Below are 23408 nucleotides of genomic sequence, written 5' to 3' on the forward strand. Positions count from 1 at the left end.
GCGCGGCGGCTTCGGCGGCCCGGCCATGGTCTCGGTCTCGGTGATCCGGCCCCACGCCTTCGAGGACACCATCGAGGTGCTGGGCGTGGCCAAGGGCCGTCAGTCGGTGACCCTGACCGCCGCGGCCACCCAGTTGATCGACCGCATCCGCTTCACCGACGGCCAGCACGTCAAGAAGGGCGCGATCCTGGTCGAGCTGAAGAACACCGAGCAGGACGCCGGCACGGCGCAGGCGCAGGCGCGCCTGGTCGAGGCCCAGCGCGCCTATGACCGCTACAAGACCCTGGGCGAGAAAGGCTTCGCCTCGAAGGCGTCCATCGAACAGTACGAGGCGGCCTGGCGCTCGGCCCAGGCCGATGTCGCCGCGGCCCAGGCGCGGCAGAACGACCGCATGATCCGCGCGCCGTTCGCCGGCGTGGTGGGCCTGTCCGACGTGGCGCCGGGGGCCCTGGTGAACCCGGGCGCGCCGATCGTCACCCTGGACGACGTCTCCGTGATGCGCGTCGATTTCCAGGTGCCGGAGCGCTACCTGGCCCAACTCCGCGAGGGTCAGGCCGTGCTGGCGACGGCCGACGCCTATCCGGGCGAGACGATCAGCGGCCGGATCTCGCGGCTGGACACCCGGGTGGACGAGCGCACACGCGCCATCATCGCCCGCGCCGAATTCGCCAACGCCGGCGGCAAACTGAAGCCCGGCATGATGATCCGGGTCGGCATCTCGCGCGGCCAGCGCACCAGCCCCAGCGCGCCGGAATCGGCGGTCTCGATCCAGGGCGAGGGGTCCTTCGTCTACATGATCCATCAGCGTGGGAAGGCCGCGATGGTCGAACAGCGTCCCATCGTGACCGGCGTGCGCCAGTCCGGCTTCGTCGAAATCGTCGACGGCGTGAAGCTGGGCGACCGGATCGTGGCCGACGGCCTCAACAAGCTGCAGCCCGGCATTCCGGTGCGCCTGGCCCAGGCCGGCGGCGGCGAGCCTGGCGCACCGGCCGGCGGCCCTGGCCGCCCGGGCATGGCTCCAGGCGGGCCGAACCCTGGCGCGCCCCCGCCGGGCGGCGGGGCGACGTCCTCCTCTCCGACCGGAGCGCGGCCGATGGGCCCGCGGCCCGCGGCATGATGCTCTCCGACATCTCCGTCCGCCGCCCGGTGTTCGCGGCGGTCGCGGCCATCATGCTGTGCGTGGTGGGCTTCGCGGCCTTCAGCTCGCTGACCGTGCGCGAGCTGCCCAGCGTCGACCCGCCTGTGGTCGGCATCTCCACCACCTACCGCGGCGCCTCGGCCGAAGTGATCGAGGAACGGATCACCGAGCTGATCGAGCGCCAGGTGGCCGGGATCGAGGGCATCGACCGGGTGACCTCGTCGTCGCGCGACGGGGCCTCGCGGATCAGCATCTCGTTCAAGCTCAGCCGCAACCTCGACGACGCCGCCAACGACGTCCGCGACGCGGTCAGCCGGGTCACCGCCCAGCTGCCCGAACAAGCCGATCCGCCGCAGATCCAGAAGGCCAACGCCGACGCCGCGCCGATCATGTTCATCAGCTTCACCTCGAAGACCATGAACCGGCTGCAGCTGTCGGACTATGCCCAGCGCTATCTGGTCGAGCGGCTCTCCACCGTGCCTGGCGTGGCGACGGTCGGGGTCGGCGGCGCCCAGTTCTACACCATGCGCATCTGGCTCGATCCGGACGCCATGGCGTCCCGCGGGATCACCGTCGAGGACGTCGAGACCGCGCTGACCACCCAGAACGCCGAGCTGCCGGCCGGCTCGCTGGAGGCGCCCACCAAGGACTTCACCATCCGCGTCCGGCGCGGCTATTCCACGCCGGCCGACTTCGCGCGCCTGCCCGTGACACCGGCCCGCCAGACCGCCCAGACCCAGGCCTCGGCCGCGGTCGGCGGCGCGGCCACCGGCGCGGGGGCCGCGCAGGGCGTCACCCGGTCGGTCGCCAGCGCCTCGGCCTCGCAGGGCTACGTCACCCGGCTGGGCGACATCGCCCGCGTCGAGGAAGGGCCGGACGAGCGGCGGCGCCTGTTCCGGTCCAATGGGCAGGACCAGGTGGGCATCGCCATCACCCGCCAGAGCCAGGCCAACGACCTGGAAATCTCGGACGGCGTCCGCCGGACCATCGACGAGGTCAACAAGGCCCTGCCCAAGGGCACCAAGCTTACGGTGGCGGTCGACTACACCGCGTTCACCCGCAACGCGATCCACGAGGTCTGGATCACCATGGCCTTCTCGCTGGGTATGGTGGCGCTGGTGAACTTCTTGTTCCTGGGCACGGCGCGGGCGGCGATCATCCCGACGGTGGTCGCGCCGATCTGCATCCTGTCGACCTTCATCGTGCTGGCCGCATTCGGATTCTCGATCAACCTGCTGACCCTGCTGGCGCTCGTCCTGGCCATCGGGCTGGTGGTCGACGACGCCATCGTGGTCGTGGAAAACATCCAGAGACGGATCGACGAGGGCGAGCCGCCCGTGGTGGCGGCACAGCGCGGCGCGCGGCAGGTGTTCTTCGCGGTGGTCGCCACCACCATCGTGCTGATTTCGGTGTTCGCCCCGCTGATGTTCCTGCCCGGCTTCATCGGCCGCCTGTTCGTGGAGCTGGCGGTCTCCGTGGCCGCCGCGGTGGCCTTCTCCGCCCTGCTGGCTCTGTCGCTGTCGCCGATGCTGGCCTCCAAGCTGCTGCGGCCGGCCAACAGCGAGGGCTGGCTGGCGCGCAATATCGACAGCGGGATGCACAAGCTGAAGACCTCGTACCACGCCTCGCTGGAGAGCCTGCTCGGGCGCCGCGTGGTGTCGTTCGGGGCCTTCGGGCTGGTGGCGTTCCTGGCCCTGGGCGCCTTCGTGATCTTCACCGCCTTGCCACGCGAACTGACGCCGGAGGAGGACCGCCGGCGCGTGCAGATCAGCATCTCCGGGCCGGAAGGCTCCGGCTACGACTACACCCTGGCCGCGACCAAGAAGGTCGAGGCGGTGCTGATGCGCCACGTCCGCGACGGCACCCTGGACCGCTACATCTTCGCCCTGCCGAGGTTCGGCGGCGGCGGCGGCGGCGCGTTGTCGTTCAACTCCGGGGGCGGCAACAGCATCCTGTCGGACAAGGCCAAGATCACCGCGCCGGAGTTCGCCGCCAAGCTGAACCGCGAGCTTTCGTCGGTGACCTCCGTGCGGGCGATCATCTCGCCCGAGGGCGGCCTGCAGCGGGGCGGCCCAGGCGGCGGCGGGGGCACCTCCATGCAGCTGATCGCCACCGGGCCCGACTTCCCCGAGATCGCACGCGCGATGCAGCCGATCCTGGCCGCGGCCAACACCACCCCCGGCCTGGCGCGGCCGCGCCTGGACTATGAGCCCACCAGCCCGCGGGTGGTGGTGGACATCGACCGGGAGAAGGCCGCGTCGCTGGGCGTCTCGGCCCAGACCATCGGCGAGGCCCTGGAGACCATGTTCGGCTCGAAGCGGGTCACCACCTACATCAAGAACGGCCAGGAATACGACGTGCTGCTGCAGGCCGACCGGTCGAAGCGCCAGACCGAGGCCGATCTCAACAAGCTCTATGTCCGCTCCGGCACGGGCGAGGCCATCCCGCTGGCCTCGGTGGTGAGCAGCCATGTGCGCGGCGACACCCCGGACCGGCCGCGCGTCGACCGCCTGCGGGCGATCACCCTCTCCGCCCAGCTCAACCCGGGCTATTCGATGGGCGAGGCGATCGCCTTCTTCAAGGCCGAGGCGGCCAAGTATCCCGGCCTCACGGTCAAGTGGGGCGGTGGCGCGCGCGACTACCTCGAGGCCTCGGGCTCCATCGGGCTGGCGTTCGGCATGGCGTTGCTGCTGGTGTTCCTGGTGCTCGCCGCGCAGTTCGAAAGCTGGATCCACCCGGCGGTGATCATGCTGACGGTGCCGGTGGCGGCGGTGGGGGGGCTGTTCGGGCTATTGATGGCCGGGTCGTCGATCAACACCTACAGCCAGATCGGACTTATCATCCTGGTGGGGATCGCGGCCAAGAACGGCATCCTGATCGTCGAGTTCGCCAACCAGCTGCGCGACGAGGGCCTGTCGATCCGCGAGGCGGTGATCGAGAGCGCCTCGCTGCGCCTGCGGCCGATCATCATGACCTCGATCTCGGCGGCGGCGGGGGCGATCCCGCTGATCGTGCAGGGCGGCGCGGGCGGCGAATCGCGCCGCACCATCGGGGTGACCATCTTCTTCGGGGCGATCTTCGCGACGCTGGTGACCCTGTTCATCGTGCCGGTGTTCTACAACGTCTTCGCCCGCTTCACGAAGTCGCCGTTGGCCACCGCCCGGCGGATCGAGGCGTTCGAGGACGCTGAAAAGTCGCGGGTCGCCAACGCCGCCGAGTAGTGAACTCCCCACGATCCAGGGCGGCGCCGGCCGGCGCCAGGGATCTGGATATAAGGGGGGGTGTCAGATCCCTGGGCCCGGCCGGCGGCGGGGGGCGCCGCCCTTCGGATTGGGGTGTCGAGTGACAGATGCTCGTCGTCGACAGACTCACCATGACGCGTGTGCTTCTGCGCGTCAAGGTTGACTGATGTCGATTAATTGCGCTTTTCGAGCGAGCCGCTACTTGGGCTTGTAGCCGGTGGACACCATCAGGTAGGCGATGACGTCGGTCCGGTCCTTGGGGTCGCTGAGGCCGGCGAAGGTCATCTTTGTGCCGGGCACCAGGTCCGACGGCTTGGTGAGCCAGGCGTCGAGCTTGTCGGGCGTCCAGACGATGTTCGAGGCCTTCAGCGCATCCGAGAACTTGAAATCGGCATGGCCCTCGCCGGCTTTGGCGCCGATCACCCCCTGGAGGTTCGGCCCGGTCATGTTGGCGCCGCCGGGGGGCAGGGTGTGGCAGGCTTGGCAGAGCGCGAACTTGCTCTCGCCGTTTGCCAGGTCGGCGGTCTTGTAGGGGGCGGGCAGGGCGGCCAGCGCCGCCTGCTTGTCGGCGTCGCTCATGGGCGGGGCAGGCGCGGCGGCGGAACCCGCCTGATCGCCGCCCACCGGCGCGGCCGGCTGGGACTGGCCGCAGGCCGAAACCAGGGTGGCGAGGGCGGCGGCGGCGAGGATCGGTCCCAGGCGCATGGAAGACTCCGGTGGCGAAAATCGCCGGCAAACTAGCGTGGCGCTTGGCCGATGCAAGCGGGCTCGCTCAGCGCCCCTTGCGGCGCTCGCGGTTCACCGCCTCGTCCAGCGCCTGCAGAAAGCGCGAGCGGTCATTGACCCCGAACGGCCGGGGCCCGCCGGTGATCTCCCCGGTCGAGCGGATGTGCTCCATGATCGAGCGCTGGGCCAGCGCCGCGCCGATGGAATCGGCCGTGAACGGCCGCCCGTTCGGCGCGATCGCCGCGCCGCCGGCCTTCAGCACCCGGTCGGCCAGGGGGATGTCGTTGGTGACGCAGATGTCGCCGGGCTCGGTCTGCTCGGCGATCCAGTCGTCGGCCACGTCGGGCCCGGCGTCGACGATCTGGCGCTTGATCAGCGGCGACGGCGGAATCTGCATGAAGCTGTTGGAGACCACGAAGGTGGTCAGGCCATAGCGGGCGGCGACCTTGTAGGTCTCGTCCTTCACGGGACAGGCGTCGGCGTCGATGAAGATGCGCATCGCGCCCGCCCCTACAGGAAATCGCGCGCCGCCTCACCCCTCTTGGCGCCGCCCGCGCTGGCCAGCATAGGCCGCCCCGCGTAGGCGTTGACGCACCATCACAAGAGCTAGCCCGCAGCGATCGCCACAGCTTCCCCGGTTCGGGTCGCATGGACAACCTATCGAGAGCTCACACCTAGCCCGTCAACGCCGCGATCACCGCCTCCAGGACGGCGCGGGCCTTGCCGCGCATCTCGTCATCGGTGGCGTCCTGGATCGGGTGATCCACGAGGACATAGCGCGCGCCCTCCATGCCCAGCATCTTGCGCTGGGCCTCGGCGGCCTCAGCGAATTCGCTCGACGCTATGGAAACGGCCGGCAGCCCCTGGATCTCGAACCACACAGTGTCGTGCAGACTGCACGTCGTGCATGATCCTCAATCGGCGAGGGCTTCGACCAGGACTTGGCATTCCGACTTGATCTGCAGCCGCAGGTCCGACGGACAGGGCTTGGCGAAGGTGGGCTTGGCGTAGCGCCGGGTCTCGACCCCGGGGTAGCGCGCCGCCAGCAGGCGCTCCAGCTCGTCCAGCAGGACGTTGCCGCGCGGCTTGCTGATATCCAGCAGGCCGATCACGCCCGAGATATGCCCGGTGCGCGGGGTGATCTGGCGCGCGACGGGCACCCGCTCGTCAGTGGGGTCCAGGATTGTCGTCATCGACGTCCTCCGAAGGTCTGTGGCCAGTTTATCAGCATTCGATTTTCCGCGAAACGACGGCCGAGCCCGCGGCGCCGGTGAGCCAGCCGTGGAAGGCGGCGGAGAACTTGCCGGCCTCGGAGCCGGCGACGACGATGTGGATGAACTTGCCATCGGCGAACTTCGGCGACGGCGTCGCCAATTGGGTCTCGGTCATCTTGGCGGCGGACGCGAGGGAGATTCCCGCGCCGGAGACCTCGTTGGCCACCATCTCGCGCAGTGGACGCGTGGTCACCGCCTGGATGCGGTCGCGCAATCGCGCCTTCGGGTAGGGGCCGCCGCTGGTCAGGGTATTGACGTGCTCGGGGCAGACCACCAGCAGGGCGTCCACGGGCATGCGATGGATCTTCGAAAGAAACACGCCCTCTAGGCCCAGGCCCAGGGTGCCGGCGATCTGATCGGGCCCGCGCGACTCCTGGTCGACGATCTGTACCGGGCCGCTGGTCATGGCGAACGCGGTGACCACCGAGTCGTCCTTCTCGAACCCGCGCTCGACATGCAGCGGCTCCCAGGGCGAGCCTTCCTCCCATTCCGCGAAGCACATCGTGAACTTCATCGGGCTCGATAGAGTCGAGCGATCGGTGCCGCCGGGCCGGGCCCCCCCGACGTTGCGGACCACCAGCCGGACCGCGCGGCCAATGGTGGCGTTGGCGCGGTTGCCGTTGCCGAGCGCGGCCTGCTTCATGTTCATGCCGATGCGGCGCCGGATCGGGCCGTTGACCACCAGAACCGGCGAGGCGCCCATGGTGGTGGCGTTGACGCCATGGATGTTGAACTCGTCCGTGCAGACCGCCTCGATCGCGGCGATCACCACCGGCAGGTACTCCGGCCGGCAGCCGGCCATGACCGCGTTGATGGCGATCTTTTCCACCGTCACAGGGGCCATGCTGGGCGGTACGACGGCCACGATGTCCTGGGCGTCGCGCGCCGTTCCGGACAGCATCCGCAGCACGCGCTCCGGCGTCGGCGCCACCACGGGCAGGCCGTCGCTGAAGCCCTGGTCGAACATGAATTCGTCGATGTCGTCGGCCGGCGCGATCTCGATCCGGCGCGCCCGGATCGGGCTGCCCTCGGCCTCGGCCAGCAGGCGGGCGTGGATGTCGGGGTCCAGGTGCTTCGAGCCGCAGCCCGGCCGCCAGTCCGGAAGGTCCGACCAGGCCACGGCGGCGGCGGGGGCGGCAAGCTCGGCGGCGATCTGCCTGGCGAGGGTCTCCCACTCTTCCCGGACGAACCCTTCGAGCGGCGCGCGCTGCTCGCCATGAGCCCCGATCCAGTAGGCCGCCGGCACGATCTCGAAGTCCCACGCCAGGGAGGTCCGCAGCGCGCCGTCATCCAGGATCGGCAGGGTCAGGCCGTGGCGGTCCTTCAGGATGGCGTTGCCGTCGGCGGTCTGCCCGACCAGCCAGATGTCGGCCACATCGCCCCAGGCCTGGTGGAACGCCTCCAGCACCGGCGCCGCCAGGTTGCAGGTGTTGCAATCCTCCTTGACGAAGCAGATCAGGCTGGGCCGCCCTGTCGGGAATTGCCGGGGCTCGCCGGCCATGTCGCGCAGGGAGAACGGCGTCGCGGTCATCGGGCGGTCCTTGTCTCTGCGCCTGGGCCTGGGCGCGGTCGTTGGCGGAGGTGGATGGGAATCGAACCCACCACACGCCTTTGGGACGTGTCACCGGTTTTGAAGACCAGGGAAGCCACCAGACTCCAGTCACCTCCATCGCGTCGACCCTAAAGCGGCTTACGTGGAACGCCGAAGCGGTTTTATGCGCCGACCACCTGGCGGATATCGCCGCGCCGGACCGTGCCGCCCCGGGCGTCGAGGAATTCCAGCGCCGGCACGATGAACTTCCGGGATGTGCCCAGCGCCGCACGGGCCTCGCCGGTCGTGAACTCGGTCGGCGGCGGGAAGGCGGCGCGCAGAGCCTCGAGGGCGGCGTCGAACGCTTCGACGTGGAAGGTCAGGGTCTGCCTGAGCGCGACATTGCGGAGTTGCACGAGGCGACCGGACTCGATGAGCAAGGCGACCAGCGCCGCGTCGTCCGCTCCGGGGTCGGCGAGCGCGGCCGGGTCCGGCGGCGTCATCCCGCCGTCCCGCAACGCCGCCTCGATCCGGCGGAGGCGGGCCACGGCGGCGGGCGGGAGCGCGGCCAGGGGTTCATGGCCCTGGAGTGCGACCTGAGCACCCTGCAGACGGATTTCGCCGGCGGCCGCCAGGCGCTTCTCGACGTGGGCGACGAGGTCGCGGGACGCCGTGCGCGCCAGGCCGGCGCGGATCGCGTTGACCGGCGTCCAGGCGCGGGTCGGCGCGTCCCGGTGCGCCTCGGCGACGCGCACGAGGTAGGCCTGCCGGGCCCGGACGACTCCGGCGCCCGTGGCCAGGACGTCGTCGTCCAGCCTGTCGAAGGTCTCGCCCAGGTGATCGCGGACCTCGGCGGGCGACCGCCGCGACAGCCGCGCGGCCTCACCGATGGACAGGATGCCGCCATCCCGGTGCGCGAGCTCGGCCGCGATCTGGTCGAGGTTCTGCGCGATGACGGCGTCCAGCAGACAGCGCCGCGCATCGACGCGCCCGCGAAGCCGCGGCGCCACCGGGTCCAGCACCACCACCCCCCCGATGGTTTCGGCCGGGGATGGCCGGCGCAGAATGCCCCGCTGGCCGGCATAGGCGACCACCGGAGCCGAAAACCGCAGTTGGGCCAGACCCCGTTCGCCGGGCACGATCATGTTCGCCCCGATCAGGCGCGCCTTGCCGATATCCTGGCGAGCGCCCCACATCACCCGCACCTCGTCCGTGCTCTTCAGCGGCCGGGCGCTGGTGGGCGCGAGGCTGACCTCGACATCGACCAGCAGGCTGGCCTGGTAGGCGCCCGGCGCGCACAGCACCTCTCCGGCCTCGATCTCGTCCGCGGACACCCCGCGCAGCCCCACCGCGACCCGGCCGCCCGGCGGGCCGTGCTCGACTGCGCGGCCATGGATCTGGACCTGTCGCAGGCTGGTGCTTCGCCCTGACGGTTCGAGCACGGCGTCCTGACCGGTCGTCAGCACCCCGCCCTGCAACGTCCCAGTGGCGACCGTGCCGGCCCCGGCGACGCTGAAGACTCGGTCGAGCGGCAGGTAGGCGCCGGGCAGCCGATCGGGGGCGGGGCTGCGGACCGCGAGCGCCTGCAGCTGGACGTGCAGCCCGTCCAGCCCGTCGCCGGTCACAGACGAACAGAGCACCACCGGTTCGGCCGCCAGGAAGGTCCCATCGAGCTCGGCCGCAATGCGCGCGCGCACCGCCGGCCAACTGCCGTCCGGCAGCAGATCCGCCTTGGTCACGGCGACGATCCCGGCCCGCAGGCCCAGGAGCCCGGCGATGCGCAGATGCTCGTGCGTCTGGCGTCCGAACCCTTCGGTGGCGGAGACCACCAGCAGGGCCGCCCGCGCGCCCGTGGCGCCCATCACCATGGCCCGGATGAAGTCCTCGTGGCCGGGCGCATCGATGAAGTCGACGCCGGTCGCCGGATAGTCGCGCCAGGCGAAGCCCAGGGTGATCGAGAGCCCGCGCGCGATCTCTTCCTTCAGCCGGTCGGTCTCCATGCCGGTCAGCGCCCGAACGAGCGCGGTCTTGCCGTGATTGACGTGGCCGACCACCGCCAGGCTGAGGGAGCGCATGCACAGTCCCTACGTCGAACCGCCGCGTCCGTCATCCGTGCGGCCGAGCCGCTTGCCGCCGTTCTCCGCGGCCCTGTACGGTCGCGGCTCGTACAGGGAGAACGGTCGTCGCGCGCGAGGCCTCCAAAGTTGGCAATCCGGATCCACGCCGCCGCCTGCCGGCGGTGGGTGCGATCTGTGATGACCCTGCCGCGCGGCCGCTTAACGCCCGGTTCGGCGCGGCGGCGCTCGCCGGGGCGCTGCGGACGGTCCTGGCCGAGGCAAGGGCGCAGCTTGCGCTCGACCCGCGCGCGGTTCCGTCGGTCGCCGGGCTGCTGGACGCCGCCGAGGCGCGGCTCGCCGACGGTGCGCGTGACACGCTGTTTCCGGTGATCAACGCCACCGGCGTGGTGATCCACACGAACCTGGGGCGAGCGCCGCTGGCGGTGGAAGCCGTCGCCGCGATGCAGGCGGCCATGGGCTACGGCAATCTGGAGATCAACCTGGAGACCGGCCGTCGCGCGTCACGCCACGACCATCTGGACGGGCTCATCGCCGAGATCACCGGCGCCGAGGCCGGGCTGGCGGTCAACAACTGCGCCGGCGCCGTGCTGCTCGCGTTGGCGGCATTGGCGGCGGGGACGCCGGTCATCGTGTCTCGCGGTGAGCTGGTCGAGATCGGCGGCGGCTTCCGGGTGCCCGACGTCGTGGCCCAGAGCGGCTCCGCCCTCGTCGAGGTGGGCGCGACCAACCGCACCCATCTGCGGGACTACGAGCAGGCCCTGCGCGACCACCCCGATGCGCGCGTGATCCTGCGCACCCATCCCAGCAACTTTCGCATGACCGGGTTCACCAGCGCGCCGGCCCTGGACACCCTGGCCCACTTCGCCCACGCCCATGGCCTGCTGCTGGTCGAGGACCTGGGCGGCGGGGCGCTGATCGACCTGTCGCCGTACGGCATCGCCGACGAGCCGATGGTGCAGGCCAGCCTCCAGGCCGGGGCGGATCTCGTGCTGTTCAGCGGCGACAAGCTGCTCGGCGGGCCGCAGGCCGGGATCGCTGCCGGGCGTCGCGACCTGGTTGATCGCCTGGCGCGCCATCCGCTGGCCCGGGCGCTGCGCCTCGACAAGCTGTCTCTCGCGGCGCTGGTCGCCACGCTCCGTCTCTATCGCCCGCCCGCGGATCCGACCCGACGGGTGCCGGTCCTGCGGATGCTCACCGAGCCGGCGCAGGTCGTGGCGGCGCGTGCGCAAGCGCTCGGCGTCCTGATAGCCGGGCTTCCGATGCTTGAGGCGCAGACCGTCGAGACCCAGGGGTATGCGGGCGGCGGCGCCATGCCGATGCACGCGCTCCCCAGCCGCGCCACCGCCCTGCGCAGCGCCCGCTTCGGCGCCGAGGACCTGGCCCGACGCCTCCGCACCGGCGCCACCCACGTGCTGGGCCGCATCGAGCGCGACGTCGTCCTGCTCGACCTGCGCACCGTCGCGGATGCCGAGCTTCCGCTCCTCGCCGAGGCGATCCGCGACGCCTCGTGACGCGTCCACGCCCGAGTCACGGCGGCCTACACTCCTGCGCGAACTCACCGATCCGAGCCCGCTTGGCGCCGTGCGATCCGCGTATCGCCCCGCGGCCATCGCCACTGCTCTGGAATGGTTCAGAAGGCACGTTTGGTGTACGGCAGGAGGGTGAATCGTATGCGCCCTCGGCGTCGCCGCTATGTTGCCGGCGTGATCGTCACGCGAATCAGAATGCAGGAGACCGATGGCCCGGCAGGCGGATCATAACGAGCGGCGCAAGGTCTTCGCGGCCGCGGCGCTGAAGGTCATCACCCGGCTGGGACTGGAAGGCCTGACGGTGCGAGAAGTCGCCCGCGAGGCGGGATTCACCACCGGGGCGCTCACCCACTATTTCCAGTCGAAGGACCAGGTGCTCATCGCGGCGTCGGAGTACGCCGCCGAGGAAGTGCGCGGCCAGATGGAAGAGATCGCCCTGGAGACCTCCGGCCGCGAGGCGCTGCGCCACCTGATCCACTCGGCGCTGCCGACCACGGCGATAAAGCGGGGCCGCTGGCGGTTCTGGGTCGCGTTCTGGGAGCGCGCCGCCTACAGCCCGGAGGTGGGCCGGGTGATGCGCGAGCGCTATCGCGAGTGGACGAACCGGCTGACCAGCCTGATCCGCCGCGCCCAGGCCGAGGGCGATGCGCCGGCCGACCTAGACGCCGAGCACGCTGGTCGCGAACTGGTCGCGCTGGTCGACGGCATCGGGGTCCAGGTCCTGATCGGCGCCGGCAAGTTCACGACGCCGGCGCAGAAGCAGTATGTGGACTCGCTGATCGAGCTCAGGCTGGGCCCGGTCGGCGCCGGAGCCGCGACCGCGCGCAAGCCCGCCACGCCGCCGGCCAAGGTCCGCCGCGCCGCCCGGACGCCGGCCTGATCGGGCGCCCCCGCGGTGTGGGCCGCACGAGGTGGGGCTGGATCCGCTCGTCGATCTGCTGATGGACCTCTTGGTCACTGAATTCATCGCCCGCCACCTGGGGATGAGCCGCAAACGCGGGGGCGGCTGCTGCGGCTTCGTGGCCGCCGGCTGCACGAACCAAACGAGCGTTATATTATTCCTTTGCCCTTCGAACAGAACCAGCGTTATGTTCTTGGCCTAGGCGGTTCGGAGGTGAGCTTCCGGTGCGCTCAGGCGCGCCGCGGAGGCTGAACGGCGGGGTCGGGAACGTCGTCAGACGCACCGGCGCACCGCTCTCCCCGAGCGCCGCGGAGGGAGGGCGTACATCGTGAGCGAAGCCGGCTGGGCGCTGACCAACTTCTACCACACGGTGGTCAACTGCCGTGACCTCGACGAGTCCGTCGCCTTCTACCGGCTGCTGGGCTTCGAGGTGCTGAACGACCGCCGCAACGTGAAGTGGCCGCCGTTCGTGGCCGGGCTGTTCGGCCTGACGCGAGCCTCCGGCCGCGGCGTGCTGATGGTCCTGCCGGCCGACCCGAATGGCCCGATGATCGACCTGCTGGAATGGCTGGAGCCCCAGGCCGAATTCCCGGACCCGGCGCGGGCGGCGGAGACAGTGCCGCGGATCTTGGCCTTCAAGACCCGTAACGTGCACGAGGCCTACATGGCGCTGTCGGCGCAGGGCGTGCGCTTTGCCCAGGCCGTCCATTCGCCAGACCAGGCGCTCGGCGTCGTCGGCACGGTGTGCTGCTACGACCCCAACGGCAATATCATCGAGATGATCGAACTCGCCCCCGGCGTCCGCCACTCTCGCGCCAACGAGGCGCTGGGGGAGGCCGGCTGACGCCGATCGGTTCACGACCACGGAGGAGCCTGAAGGCTCCCCGACCACAGCACTCGGGGAAGGACAACCACATGGCCACCTTGCGCACTTCACGAGCCGCACGCCTGTTTTCGGGCGTCGCCGCGGCCGGCCTGCTGAACGCGGCCGGCGCTGCCCGCGCCGCCGATCCCGCGCCGCACGACACCGCCATCAGCGAGGTGGTGGTCACCGCCCAGCACCGCGAGGAGAACATCCAGCAGGTCTCGATCGCGATCAGCGCCGTGGATGGCAAGGCGCTGGAGGCGCAGGGTGTCACCGGCTTCAAGGAACTGGGCACCCGGGTGCCGTCCCTGCGCTTCGGCGCCGGCGTGACCGGCGGCGAGAACGTCATCACCATGCGCGGCCTGGGCAGCCAGAACACCACGCCGGGCGGCGATTCGCCGGTGGCCTACAACATCGACGGCGTCTACGTGCAGCGCACGACCTCGATCGACCCGGAGTTCTATGACATCGCGCGGGTCGAGGTGCTGCGCGGTCCGCAGGGCACCCTCTACGGCCGCAACTCGGTGGGCGGCTCGATCAACGTCATCACCAACAAGCCGTCGGCGACCTTCGGGGCCGGGGTCGACGCCATGATCGGCAACTATGATGCGCGCACCTTCCGCGGCTTCGTCACCGGCCCGCTGATCGACAACGGCGACTTCAAGGTGCTGGGCCGGCTGACCGCGGTCTCCGCCGAGCACGACCCCTATACGAGGAACCTCTCGACCAAACCGACCGCCACCCACGACCTGGATTCCCAGGACTATCAGATGGTCCGCGGCCAGCTGGATTTCGAGCTGGGCGCGCGGGCGCGGCTGCTGCTGGCCGCCAGCGCCAGCCGGAACGACGGCGCCGCGGGCACGACCACGGCCTGGTACGAGACCCCCGCGCGGTTCATCGCCCCGCCGCTGGGCATCCCCATCGGCTCGCCCTGCGATTTCAGCACGGCAGCCAAGTTCAGGGCCCGCACCGTCTGCCACGACGCCCCCGACAAGGCCAAGAACGACACCCAGCTGTACTCCGGGACCTTCGACTGGACCCTGCCGTTCGCCCAGTTCACCTCGGTGACCGCCTACGGCCGCAGCAAGGTCCGCCAGGTCAGCGACGGCGACGGCTCCGACCTGCCGATCGCGCTGGGGACCAGCTGGGTGCTCGACAGCAAACAGTTCTCGGAAGAGGCGCGGTTCGCCTCCAAGGACGAGACCTCGCCGCTGAAGTGGGTGGTGGGCGGCATCTATTTCTACGGCCGCAACTTCCAGGACTTCGGCTACCGCGACCTGGGCTACAACGACCTGGGCCCCACGGCGCCGTTCGACACCTTCAACTTCTTCTCCACCGGGCTAAGCAAGACCAAGTCCTGGGCGCCGTTCGCCCAGGTGGACTACGACTTGGCGAAGACCTCGGCGGGCATCCCGCTGACCCTGACGGTCGGCATCCGCTACACCCACGACAAGAAGTTCGGCTACAATTCCCTCGACTACCAGCTCCCCCGGGTCTGCGGCGGCAGCTGCGGGGTGACCGCCGGGCCGTTCAGCAAGACCTGGGACCAGGTCACGGGCAAGGTGGGGGCCAGCTATCAGGTGAACGACGCCACCATGGTCTATGCCTCGGTGTCCCGCGGCTACCTGGCCGGCGGCAACATCACGGGTCTGCCCAACCTCTATAACCCCGAGAAGCTCACCTCGTACGACGCCGGCTTCAAGTCGCGCTTCCTCCACAACCGCGTGCAGCTGAACCTCGCCGCATACCACGAGGAGATCAAGGGGCTGCAGGTGTTCATCCAGAGCTCGACGCAGTCCGGGATCAACAACGTCAACGGCACGACGGACGTGAATGGCCTGGAGGGCGAACTGACGGTCGTGCCGGTCGACAACCTGCGCTTCAACGCCTCGATGACCCTGACCGACGCCAAGTACGGGCGCTACATCACCACCGACACCCGGTTCAGCGCCCCCGGGCCTGGCTGCGCCGCGGTCACCCTGGCCTGCAACTTCAAGGGCCAGCGGCTCAACCAGACCCCGCCCTATTCCTTCAACCTGGGCGGCGAGTATCGGTTCGAGACCGCCTTCGGTTCGGTCACCCCGCGGGTCGACACCTTCTTCTCGGGCAAGGTCGACTTCCTGCCCGACAACTACGTCACCTCGCGGCAGAAGGCCTACCACGCCACCAATGCGCGGGTGACCTGGGTCAGCCTCGACGCCCGCTACCGGGTCGACGCCTTCGTCAACAACATCGAGAACGACGCCATCATCTCCAACGACGGCCTGCAGTCGATCTCGCTGGGCCATCAGGTGCAGGAGCCGGACAACTTCGTCTACTACCCGCCGCGCACCTACGGCCTCCGCATCGCGGTGAACTTCTAGCCGGCCGTCCGCCACGACTGGAGCGCTGGCGTAACACTTGTTACGCTCGGCGCGGCATCGTCTTGCTCTGGCCTGGGAACGCGTCGACATGTCCATGGAATGGCCCGTGCGGACCGAGTGGCTGGACCAGGTCTGGGAGCCGATCCTGGAGCCCGGGCTGCCCATCGTCGACGCGCACCACCACCTGTGGAAGCTGCCGCACGACACCTACCTGCTGCCCGAGCTACTGGCCGATATCGGCGGGTCGGGCGCGGGGCACAATATCGTGGCGACCGTCTTCGCCGAGTGTGGCGCGATGTACCGGCCGGACGGTCCCCGGCGCTTTCGCTCCCTGGGCGAGATCGAGTTCGCCAACGGGATCGCGGCCCAGTCGGCCAGCGGCGTGTTCGGCGAGGCGCGCATCTGCGCGGCGATCACCGGTTCCGTCGACCTCACCCTGGGCGAGGTCGTGGGCGAGGTGGTGGACGCACACGCCGCCCGCGCGCCGGACCGCTATCGCGGCGTCCGGCCGATCGTCGCCGCCGACCCCCAGGGGGTGTTGGATCCCTGGCCCAATCCGCCCTTCGACCTCATGGAACAGGCTAGCTTCCGGGCCGGCGCTCGCGAGCTGGCGCGTCGTGGCCTGGTGCTGGACCTGTGGGTCTTTCACCACCAGATCGACCAGGTGGCCGCGCTGGCCCGCGCGGTGCCGGACCTCACCATCGTGCTGGACCACATCGGCACCCCGATCGGCATGGGCTACTACGCCGGCCGGCGCGCGGCGGTGTTCGCCGCCTGGAAGGCTGGCCTGGCGACCCTCGCCACCTGCCCCAACGTGGTCGTGAAGCTGGGCGGGTTAAACATGCATTTCAACGGCTTCGGCTGGAACGAGCGCCCATTGCCGCCGACGTCGGACGAGCTCGTCGCCGCCAACCGCGACTACTACCTGACCGCCATCGACCTGTTCGGACCCGACCGCTGCCTGTTCGAAAGCAACTTCCCTATGGACAAGCGGGCCTGCAGCTACGACGTCCTGTGGAACGCCCACAAGAAGATCGTCCAGGGGTTCAGCGCCGCCGAGAAAGCGGCGATGTTCCAAGGCGTGGCGACGCGGGTCTACCGCATCGGGGCTCAGTAAACGCAACAGGGTGTAGGCGTCGGCCATTATCGCCGACGTCGCCGCGGCCGTGGTGTTCCTGGCCTCGGAGCAGGCCCGGTTTCATCACCGCGACCGAGCTCGTGGTCAACGGCGGCGCCTTCGCGGGCTGACACAGACGCGGCGGTCTCGTCCGTGCTCCGATCCTTGACATGACACGGCGCGCGCCCATACGTAACGTACGTTATGTAACAAGACTCTGGGGAGCGGACGGAAATGAAGTTCGATGTTTTCTGCGAAATCCAGCGCGCGTTCCCCTGGAGCGGCGCCCAGGACGAGGCCAGCCTGTTCCGCGAGATCATCGCCCAGGCGAAGGCGGCGGAAGCGGCCGGCTTCGAGACCTGGTGGCAGGTCGAACACCATGGCGCCCCGGAGTTCAGCTATTCCTCGGCGCCGGAGATCGTGCTGACCGCCATCGCCATGGCGACCGAACGCCTGCGCGTCGGCCACGCCGGCGTCCTGGCCCCCTTCAACATCAATTCGCCGCTGCGGGTGGCCGAGCGCGCCGCGACGCTGGATGTGCTGTCCGGCGGGCGCTTCGAACTGGGGCTGGCCAAGTCGGGCGGCAAAGAGTGGGAGACCTTCGGGGTCAATCCCGAGAGCGCCCGCGACCAGGTGCGCGACGCCATGCACATGATCCCGCGCATGTGGACGGAGAAGGAATTCTCCTGGGACGGCCCCGACTACAAGGTCCCCCCGCGCGAGGTGGTGCCCAAGCCGGTCCAGCAGCCGCACCCGCGCCTGTGGCAGACCTGCGGCTCGCCGGAGAGCTTCTTCATGGCCGGCGAGATGGGCGTGGGCGCGCTGGGCACCACCCTGCTGAGCCCGGTGGCGTTCCTGGGCCAGATGCTGCGCGAGCACGACCGCGGCCTGGCCGCCTGCAAGACGCCGGCCGGCAAGCTGGTGAACCCGCAGAAGGGCTGCTTCACCTTCGTGCACCTGGCCGAGAGCCGCGCCCAGGCGATCGCCAACGGCGCGGCCTGGTCGGCGCTCTGGTACGTCAACGCGGCGCCCGTGGTGTTCAAGGTGCCGCGCAGCGTCTGGTACGACATGATCAAGGCCGGCCTGCACCCCAACTCGGCGCGCGACACCGCGGCGCTGCAGCAACTGGACCCGAACGAGACGGTCATCCAGGACGACGACCCCGAGGTCGTGCGCGTGCTGAAGCGCATGGCCACCGGCGAGACCATCGGCAAGCAGGAGGCCCACGAGGTGCTGGAGGCGCTGGATTGCGTCGTCATCGGCGACCCGGATCATTGTGCGAAGAAGATCGCGGGCTATGAAGGCATCGGCGCCGACCGCATGATGTGCATGATGCAGTTCGGTTCGATCCCGCACGCGGCGGTGCTGAAGAGCATGGAGTTGGCCGGCCGCCACCTCCTGCCGGCTTTCGCGGGCGCCAAGGCGGAGGCGATGGCCTGACGTTCAAGACAGTCCTGATCGCCAACCGCGGCGAGATCGCCATTCGCATCGCCCGGGCGGCGGCGGATCTGGGCCTCCGCTCGGTGGCGGTCTTCTCCGAGGACGACGCCTCGGCTCTGCATCGCAGCCGAGCGGACTCGGCCGTGGCCCTGACCGGCGTCGGGCCACGGGCCTATCTGGACGCCGAAGCCCTGGTGGTGGCGGCGCTGGGCGCCGGGTGCGAGGCGGTGCACCCGGGTTACGGCTTCCTGTCGGAGAGTGCGGCCTTTGCGCGGCTGTGCGCGGCGGCCGGGCTGACCTTCGTCGGCCCGTCGCCCGAGACGCTGGACCTGTTCGGCGACAAGGCGCAGGCCCGCGCCTTCGCCGCGAGCCTGGGCGTTCCGCTCGTCGCCGGGACGCAGGGCGGTGCGAGCCTCGACGACATCCGCGCCTTCCAGTCCGGCCTGCCGGCCGGTGCGGCGGTGATGCTGAAGGCGGTGGCGGGCGGCGGCGGCCGCGGAATGCGCCGCCTCACGCCGGGCGAGGATCCCGCCGCGGCCTATGCGGCCTGCGCCCAGGAGGCCCAGGCGGCCTTCGGCGACGGCCGGCTATATGCTGAGCGGCTGATCCTGCGGGCGCGGCATATCGAGGTCCAGGTCTGCGGCGACGGCCGCGCCGCCGTGGCCGTCCACGACCGCGAATGCTCCATCCAGCGACGCCACCAGAAGCTCATCGAGATCGCCCCGGCGATCGGATTGCAGCCCCAGGTGCGCCAGGCCCTGCAGGATGCCTCCGTCCGGATGGCGCAGGCGGCGGGGCTGGTCGGGCTGGCGACGTTCGAATTCCTGCTCGACGCCGCGGACGGCGAGACCGCGGTCTTCATGGAGGCCAACCCGCGCCTGCAGGTGGAGCACACCGTCACCGAGGCGGTGACCGGGCTCGATCTGGTGCAGGTGCAGTTCCGCCTCGCCGCCGGCGAAAGCCTGGCCGACGTCGGCCTGGGCGCCGGACCGCCGCCGGTGCGCGGCCACGCCCTTGAACTGCGGATCAATCTGGAACGGCTGTCGGCGGAGGGCGCGGTCACCGGCGCCGGCGGGGCGATCGGCCGCTACGAGCCGCCCAGTGGTCCGGGGGTGCGCATCGATGGCGCGGGGTACGGCGGCTATCGCCCCAGCCCGGCCTTCGATTCGATGATCGCCAAGCTGATCGTCCATAGCCCCGCACCTGATTTGGCATCTGCCATCGCCCGGGCCGCGCGCGCCGCCGCCGAGTTCCGCATCGACGGCGCGGAAAGCAACCTGGCCCTGCTGCGCGCCATCCTGGAGGCGCCGGAGGTGGCCGCCGGGACCGCCGACACCCACTTCCTGGAGGCGAACCTGCCCCGCTTCGTCGCCCGCGCCGCGGAGCTGGAACCCCCGAAGGCGGAGGCCGCCGCCACGGCCGAGACCCCTTGGGCCGAGGCCCCGGCCGGCACGCAGGCGCTCGCCGCGCCGCTTCGCGCCACCATCGTCAGCTTCGAGGTCGCCGAGGGCGCCATCGTACGCGCCGGCCAGCCGGTCGCCGTGCTGGAGGCGATGAAGATGCAGCATGTCGTCACCGCCACGCTCGGCGGCGTGCTGCGCGGCCTGGCGGCCGGGGTCGGCGTCACGGTGGACGAGGGCCAGCCGCTGGCCTTCATCGAGGCCGGCGACCAGGCCGACCACGCCGAGGTGGTCGAGGCCGTCGATCTGGAGCGGATCCGCCCGGACCTGGCCGAGGTGCGCGCGCGATACGCCCTGACCCTGGATGCGAACCGGCCCGACGCCGTCGCGCGCCGCCGCCGGACGGGCCAGCGGACCGCACGCGAGAACCTGGCGCACCTGTTCGACGACGGCAGCTTCCGCGAGTTCGGCGCCCTGGCCATCGCCGCCCAGCGACGGCGGCGCACGATCGAGGACCTGCAGGTCAACACGCCGGCCGACGGCATCATCACCGGGGTCGGCGAGGTGAACGGCGAGCTGTTCGGCGCGGAGACCTCGCGCTGCGTCGCCCTGGCCTACGACTTCACCGTGCTGGCGGGGACGCAGGGGCACTTCAGCCACAAGAAGACCGACCGCATCCTGGAGTTCGCCGAGCACTGGAAGCTGCCGGTGGTCTGGTACACAGAGGGCGGCGGCGGCCGGCCGGGCGACGTCGACGTGGGCGGCCTGTCGGCCTCATCGCTGGACACCACCAGCTTCACCACCTTCGCCCGCATGTCAGGCATCGCGCCGCGCATCGCCATCAACTCCGGCCGCTGCTTCGCCGGCAACGCGGTGTTCTTCGGCTGCGCCGACATCACCATCGCCACCCGCTATTCCAACATCGGCCTGGGCGGGCCGGCGATGATCGAGGGCGGCGGGCTGGGGGTCTTCACCCCCGACCAGATCGGCCCGGCCGAGGTGCAGTGGGCCAATGGCGCCCTGGACCTGCTGGTCGAGGACGAGGCCGCCGCGACGGACGCCGCGCGCCAGCTGCTGGGCATCTTCCAGGGGCCGGTGAAGGACTGGCGCTGCGCCGACCAGCGGGCGCTGCGCCACATGATCCCGGAAAACCGGGTGCGGGCCTACGACATCCGCGCGGTGATCGAGGGCATGGCGGACGAAGCCAGCTTCCTGGAACTGCGCGGCGGCTACGGCCGCGGCATGATCACCGGCTTCCTGCGCATCGCGGGCCTGCCGCTGGGCGTGATCGCCAACGACCCGCGGCGCCTGGGCGGGGCGATCGATTCCGAGGGCGCCGAGAAGGGCGCGCGGTTCATGCAGCTGTGCGAGGCCTTCGGGGTGCCGATCCTGTCGCTGTGCGACACCCCCGGCTTCATGGTCGGGCCCGACAGCGAGAAGACTGCCGCGGTGCGTCGCGGCTCGCGCCTGTTCGTCACCTCGGCCAGCCTGACCGTGCCGCTGTTCGCCGTGGTCCTGCGCAAGGGCTACGGCCTGGGCGCCCAGGCGATGACCGGCGGCGATTTCTCCGCGGCGGCCTTTACAATCGCCTGGCCGACCGCCGAGTTCGGGCCCATGGGCCTGGAGGGCGCGGTGCGGCTGGGCTACCGCAAGGAACTGGAGGCGGAGCTCGACCCGGCCGTGCGCCAGGCGCTGTTCGAGAAGCTGGTCGGGCGCATGTACCAGACCGGCAAGGCCATCTCGGTGGCGCAGGTGGGAGAGATCGACGCGGTCATCGACCCGTCGGAGACGCGGGACTGGATCCTGCGCGGCCTCAGCGCCTGCGGCCAGGCCCTGCACACGCCCCGCGAGACCCGCCGCTTCGTCGACGTCTGGTGACAGCGGGTCCTGCCGGGGCCGCACACCGAGCCAGCCTAAGCGCCGCATAAGTGGTCGCTCGCGCCGGCCATCGGCCTCGACCTCGGCGCCTCATGAAGCGTGCTCGACGCGACGGGCGCGACGGAAAGGAACGGGAACGGGGTTCGCGACTATTCCGGGACTTCTGGTCCGATCTGTCCCGGCGTTTCCCATCCGTTCCGCTATGGACGACGGCCCGACTGGCGGCTAAAGCCCCATTTCCCCTCGGCAGCGTGCCCTGGGCCGGATTAGCTCAGCTGGTAGAGCAGCGGTTTTGTAAACCGAAGGTCGCGGGTTCGAGTCCTGCATCCGGCACCATGACGCCCCCGCCGTCTGGCGCCGTCCGGCTTCCGCGCTATGGTTCCGGAAAGAGGGAGCTTCGCCATGCGGTTCGACGAGTACAGATCTCACGACGCGGTGGGCCTGGCGCAGCTGGTGGCCCGGCGGGAAGTGACCGCGGGCGAGGTGCTGGACGTGGCCGCCGCTCGGATGGCCGAGGTCAATCCGAAGATCAACGCCGTGGTGCTGGACCTGACCGACCGGGCCCGCGCGGCGCCGCCGGTCCCCGGGCCGCTGTCGGGTGTGCCGTTCCTGCTGAAGGACCTGGCCGCGGGGTATGAGGGCGTCCCGACGACGCGGGGCTCGCGGCTGTTCTCGACGCGGCCGGCGCCGGCCGACGCGGCCATCACCTCGCTCTACAAGGGTGCGGGCCTGGCGATCTTCGGCAAGACCAACACGCCGGAGTTCGGCCTGTGGCCGGTGACCGAGTCGGACCTGCTGGGCCCGGCGCGCAATCCGTGGGACCTCACCCGGACGCCGGGGGGATCGTCCGGCGGCGCGTCGGCGGCGGTGGCCGCGGGTATCGTCCCGGCGGCCCACGCCAGCGACGGCGGCGGTTCGATCCGCATCCCCGCCGCCTGCTGCGGCCTGTTCGGACTGAAGCCCTCGCGCGGGCGCGTCTCGTTCTCGCCGGCCGGCGAGGGCTGGGCCGGCGCGTCGATCATGCACGCGGTCACCCGCTCCGTCCGCGACAGCGCGGTGCTGCTGGACATCGCCTGCGTGCCGCAGCCCGGCGATCCCTACTTCCTGCCGGCCCCCGACCGGCCGTTCGCCCAGGAGGTGGACCGCGAGCCCGGCAAGCTGCGGATCGCGGTGTTCGACGGGTCGCTGACCGAGGGCGGGGCTATCGACCCGGAGGTCGCCGCCGCCGTCCAGGACGCCGCGCGGCTGTGCGAGAGCCTGGGGCATACGGTGGAGGCGGCGACCCTGCCGGGCGACCACTCGGCCATGCAGGCGGCGGCACGCCTGGCGATGAGCGCCAGCGTAGTGGCTGGCATCGACGCCGAACTGGAGCGCCAGGGGCGTCAGCTGGAAGACGGGGATATCGAGGCGATGACCCTGGATATCTATCGGCGGGGCCGCCAGGCGTCCGCCTCGGAGTATGTTCGCGCGGTGGAGACCCTGCACGCTTACGGCCGCGCCGCGGCCGGGCTGTTCGAGCGCTACGACGTCATGCTGCTGGCCACCCTCGGCAGCCCGGCGATCCCCATCGGCTGGTTGTTCGAGGACCCGCGCAAGATCGTCGAGCGGCTGTTCGCCTACATGCCCAACACCCAAGCCTTCAACAATTCGGGACAGCCGGCGATGACCGTGCCTCTGGCCTGGAGCCGGGGCGGCCTGCCGATCGGCATCCAGTTCGCGGCGAGGACGGGCGAGGAGGCGCTGCTGTTCCGCCTGGCCGGCCAGCTGGAACAGGCCCGGCCCTGGTTCGACCGGGTGGCGCCCCTGTAGCGCGCCCCTGTAGCGCGCCCGTGTAGCCCGCCGTTTGCAAGGACTGGGGCGCAAGCCTGGAGCGCGTTTCAGTACGGGACGCTTAGCGCTCCAGGCGGTCCGGCCACCCGGGGGGTG

15 protein-coding genes and 2 tRNA genes are annotated in these 23408 nt (G+C 70.6%); 11 read left to right on the forward strand and 6 right to left on the reverse strand.

Annotation, left to right across the window (positions count from 1 at the left end):
- Together Q0R13_RS10020 and Q0R13_RS10025 are read left to right on the forward strand one after the other, a co-directional pair.
- Positions 1-1117, forward strand: a 1117-nt coding sequence (locus tag Q0R13_RS10020) for an efflux RND transporter periplasmic adaptor subunit (RefSeq protein ID WP_293903233.1), incomplete at its 5' end; no start/stop codon positions are given.
- Positions 1117-4359 (forward strand): efflux RND transporter permease subunit, encoded by a 3243-nt coding sequence (locus tag Q0R13_RS10025; protein WP_293903302.1) that lies wholly within the window; start codon positions 1117-1119, stop codon positions 4357-4359. The genes Q0R13_RS10020 and Q0R13_RS10025, both read left to right, overlap by 1 nt.
- A gap of 219 nt (positions 4360-4578) precedes the next feature.
- On the opposite strand, the gene Q0R13_RS10030 is transcribed toward Q0R13_RS10025, so the two are convergent.
- The 6 genes from Q0R13_RS10030 to Q0R13_RS10055 all read right to left on the reverse strand — a co-directional run bounded on the left by Q0R13_RS10030 (position 4579) and on the right by Q0R13_RS10055 (position 9986).
- On the reverse strand, positions 4579-5085 hold the full coding sequence (locus Q0R13_RS10030) for a cytochrome c family protein (RefSeq protein WP_293903236.1): 507 nt from the start codon (positions 5083-5085) through the stop codon (positions 4579-4581).
- 67 nt (positions 5086-5152) lie between these two features.
- A complete protein-coding gene (locus tag Q0R13_RS10035) occupies positions 5153-5605 on the reverse strand; it encodes a YaiI/YqxD family protein (protein WP_293903239.1) in 453 nt (150 codons plus the stop codon).
- Between the two features lie 175 nt (positions 5606-5780).
- The gene (locus tag Q0R13_RS10040; protein ID WP_293903242.1) at positions 5781-6299 is read right to left on the reverse strand and encodes a UGSC family (seleno)protein; all 519 of its coding nucleotides are present in this window, start codon (positions 6297-6299) and stop codon (positions 5781-5783) included.
- Positions 6300-6330: 31 nt separating this feature from the next.
- A complete protein-coding gene (locus tag Q0R13_RS10045) occupies positions 6331-7911 on the reverse strand; it encodes a hypothetical protein (protein WP_293903245.1) in 1581 nt (526 codons plus the stop codon).
- A gap of 42 nt (positions 7912-7953) precedes the next feature.
- A tRNA-Sec gene (locus Q0R13_RS10050) sits at positions 7954-8048 on the reverse strand.
- Between the two features lie 45 nt (positions 8049-8093).
- The gene (locus Q0R13_RS10055; protein WP_293903248.1) at positions 8094-9986 is read right to left on the reverse strand and encodes a SelB C-terminal domain-containing protein; all 1893 of its coding nucleotides are present in this window, start codon (positions 9984-9986) and stop codon (positions 8094-8096) included.
- Between the two features lie 155 nt (positions 9987-10141).
- On the opposite strand from Q0R13_RS10055, the gene selA reads away from it, so the two are divergent.
- From selA to Q0R13_RS10100, 9 genes are all read left to right on the forward strand, one after another.
- On the forward strand, positions 10142-11500 hold the full coding sequence (selA, locus tag Q0R13_RS10060) for an L-seryl-tRNA(Sec) selenium transferase (protein ID WP_293903305.1): 1359 nt from the start codon (positions 10142-10144) through the stop codon (positions 11498-11500).
- Between the two features lie 226 nt (positions 11501-11726).
- Positions 11727-12398, forward strand: coding sequence for a TetR family transcriptional regulator C-terminal domain-containing protein (locus tag Q0R13_RS10065; RefSeq protein ID WP_293903251.1), 672 nt, complete (start codon positions 11727-11729; stop codon positions 12396-12398).
- 349 nt (positions 12399-12747) lie between these two features.
- Positions 12748-13263: a VOC family protein gene (locus Q0R13_RS10070; RefSeq protein WP_293903254.1), complete on the forward strand. Its 516-nt coding sequence runs from the start codon at positions 12748-12750 to the stop codon at positions 13261-13263.
- Between the two features lie 71 nt (positions 13264-13334).
- Entirely contained in the window at positions 13335-15647 is a 2313-nt protein-coding gene (locus Q0R13_RS10075; RefSeq protein ID WP_293903256.1) for a TonB-dependent receptor, read from the forward strand.
- Between the two features lie 88 nt (positions 15648-15735).
- Positions 15736-16764 carry an amidohydrolase family protein gene (locus tag Q0R13_RS10080; RefSeq protein ID WP_293903259.1) on the forward strand — a complete coding sequence of 343 codons (1029 nt, stop codon included), beginning with the start codon at positions 15736-15738 and terminating at the stop codon, positions 16762-16764.
- 234 nt (positions 16765-16998) lie between these two features.
- Positions 16999-18204, forward strand: coding sequence for an LLM class flavin-dependent oxidoreductase (locus tag Q0R13_RS10085; protein ID WP_293903262.1), 1206 nt, complete (start codon positions 16999-17001; stop codon positions 18202-18204).
- A 14-nt stretch (positions 18205-18218) separates the two neighbouring features.
- On the forward strand, positions 18219-21482 hold the full coding sequence (locus tag Q0R13_RS10090) for a carboxyl transferase domain-containing protein (protein ID WP_366852736.1): 3264 nt from the start codon (positions 18219-18221) through the stop codon (positions 21480-21482).
- 260 nt (positions 21483-21742) lie between these two features.
- Positions 21743-21818 (forward strand) — tRNA-Thr (locus Q0R13_RS10095).
- A 66-nt stretch (positions 21819-21884) separates the two neighbouring features.
- Positions 21885-23291 carry an amidase gene (locus tag Q0R13_RS10100; RefSeq protein WP_293903264.1) on the forward strand — a complete coding sequence of 469 codons (1407 nt, stop codon included), beginning with the start codon at positions 21885-21887 and terminating at the stop codon, positions 23289-23291.
- The last annotated feature ends 117 nt before the right edge of the window (positions 23292-23408 follow it).

It is taken from the genome of Phenylobacterium sp., from assembly GCF_025351295.1.
GTDB lineage: Bacteria > Pseudomonadota > Alphaproteobacteria > Caulobacterales > Caulobacteraceae > Phenylobacterium.

What these genes read in the sequence shown, in the direction of transcription:
- Q0R13_RS10025 (WP_293903302.1), top strand. Translation starts at nt 1,117, where the DNA reads ATGCTCTCCGACATCTCCGTCCGCCGCCCGGTGTTCGCGGCGGTCGCG.
- Q0R13_RS10030 (WP_293903236.1), bottom strand. Translation starts at nt 5,085, where the DNA reads ATGCGCCTGGGACCGATCCTCGCCGCCGCCGCCCTCGCCACCCTGGTT.
- Q0R13_RS10035 (WP_293903239.1), bottom strand. Translation starts at nt 5,605, where the DNA reads ATGCGCATCTTCATCGACGCCGACGCCTGTCCCGTGAAGGACGAGACC.
- Q0R13_RS10045 (WP_293903245.1), bottom strand. Translation starts at nt 7,911, where the DNA reads ATGACCGCGACGCCGTTCTCCCTGCGCGACATGGCCGGCGAGCCCCGG.
- Q0R13_RS10055 (WP_293903248.1), bottom strand. Translation starts at nt 9,986, where the DNA reads ATGCGCTCCCTCAGCCTGGCGGTGGTCGGCCACGTCAATCACGGCAAG.
- Q0R13_RS10065 (WP_293903251.1), top strand. Translation starts at nt 11,727, where the DNA reads ATGGCCCGGCAGGCGGATCATAACGAGCGGCGCAAGGTCTTCGCGGCC.
- Q0R13_RS10075 (WP_293903256.1), top strand. Translation starts at nt 13,335, where the DNA reads ATGGCCACCTTGCGCACTTCACGAGCCGCACGCCTGTTTTCGGGCGTC.
- Q0R13_RS10080 (WP_293903259.1), top strand. Translation starts at nt 15,736, where the DNA reads ATGTCCATGGAATGGCCCGTGCGGACCGAGTGGCTGGACCAGGTCTGG.
- Q0R13_RS10085 (WP_293903262.1), top strand. Translation starts at nt 16,999, where the DNA reads ATGAAGTTCGATGTTTTCTGCGAAATCCAGCGCGCGTTCCCCTGGAGC.
- Q0R13_RS10100 (WP_293903264.1), top strand. Translation starts at nt 21,885, where the DNA reads ATGCGGTTCGACGAGTACAGATCTCACGACGCGGTGGGCCTGGCGCAG.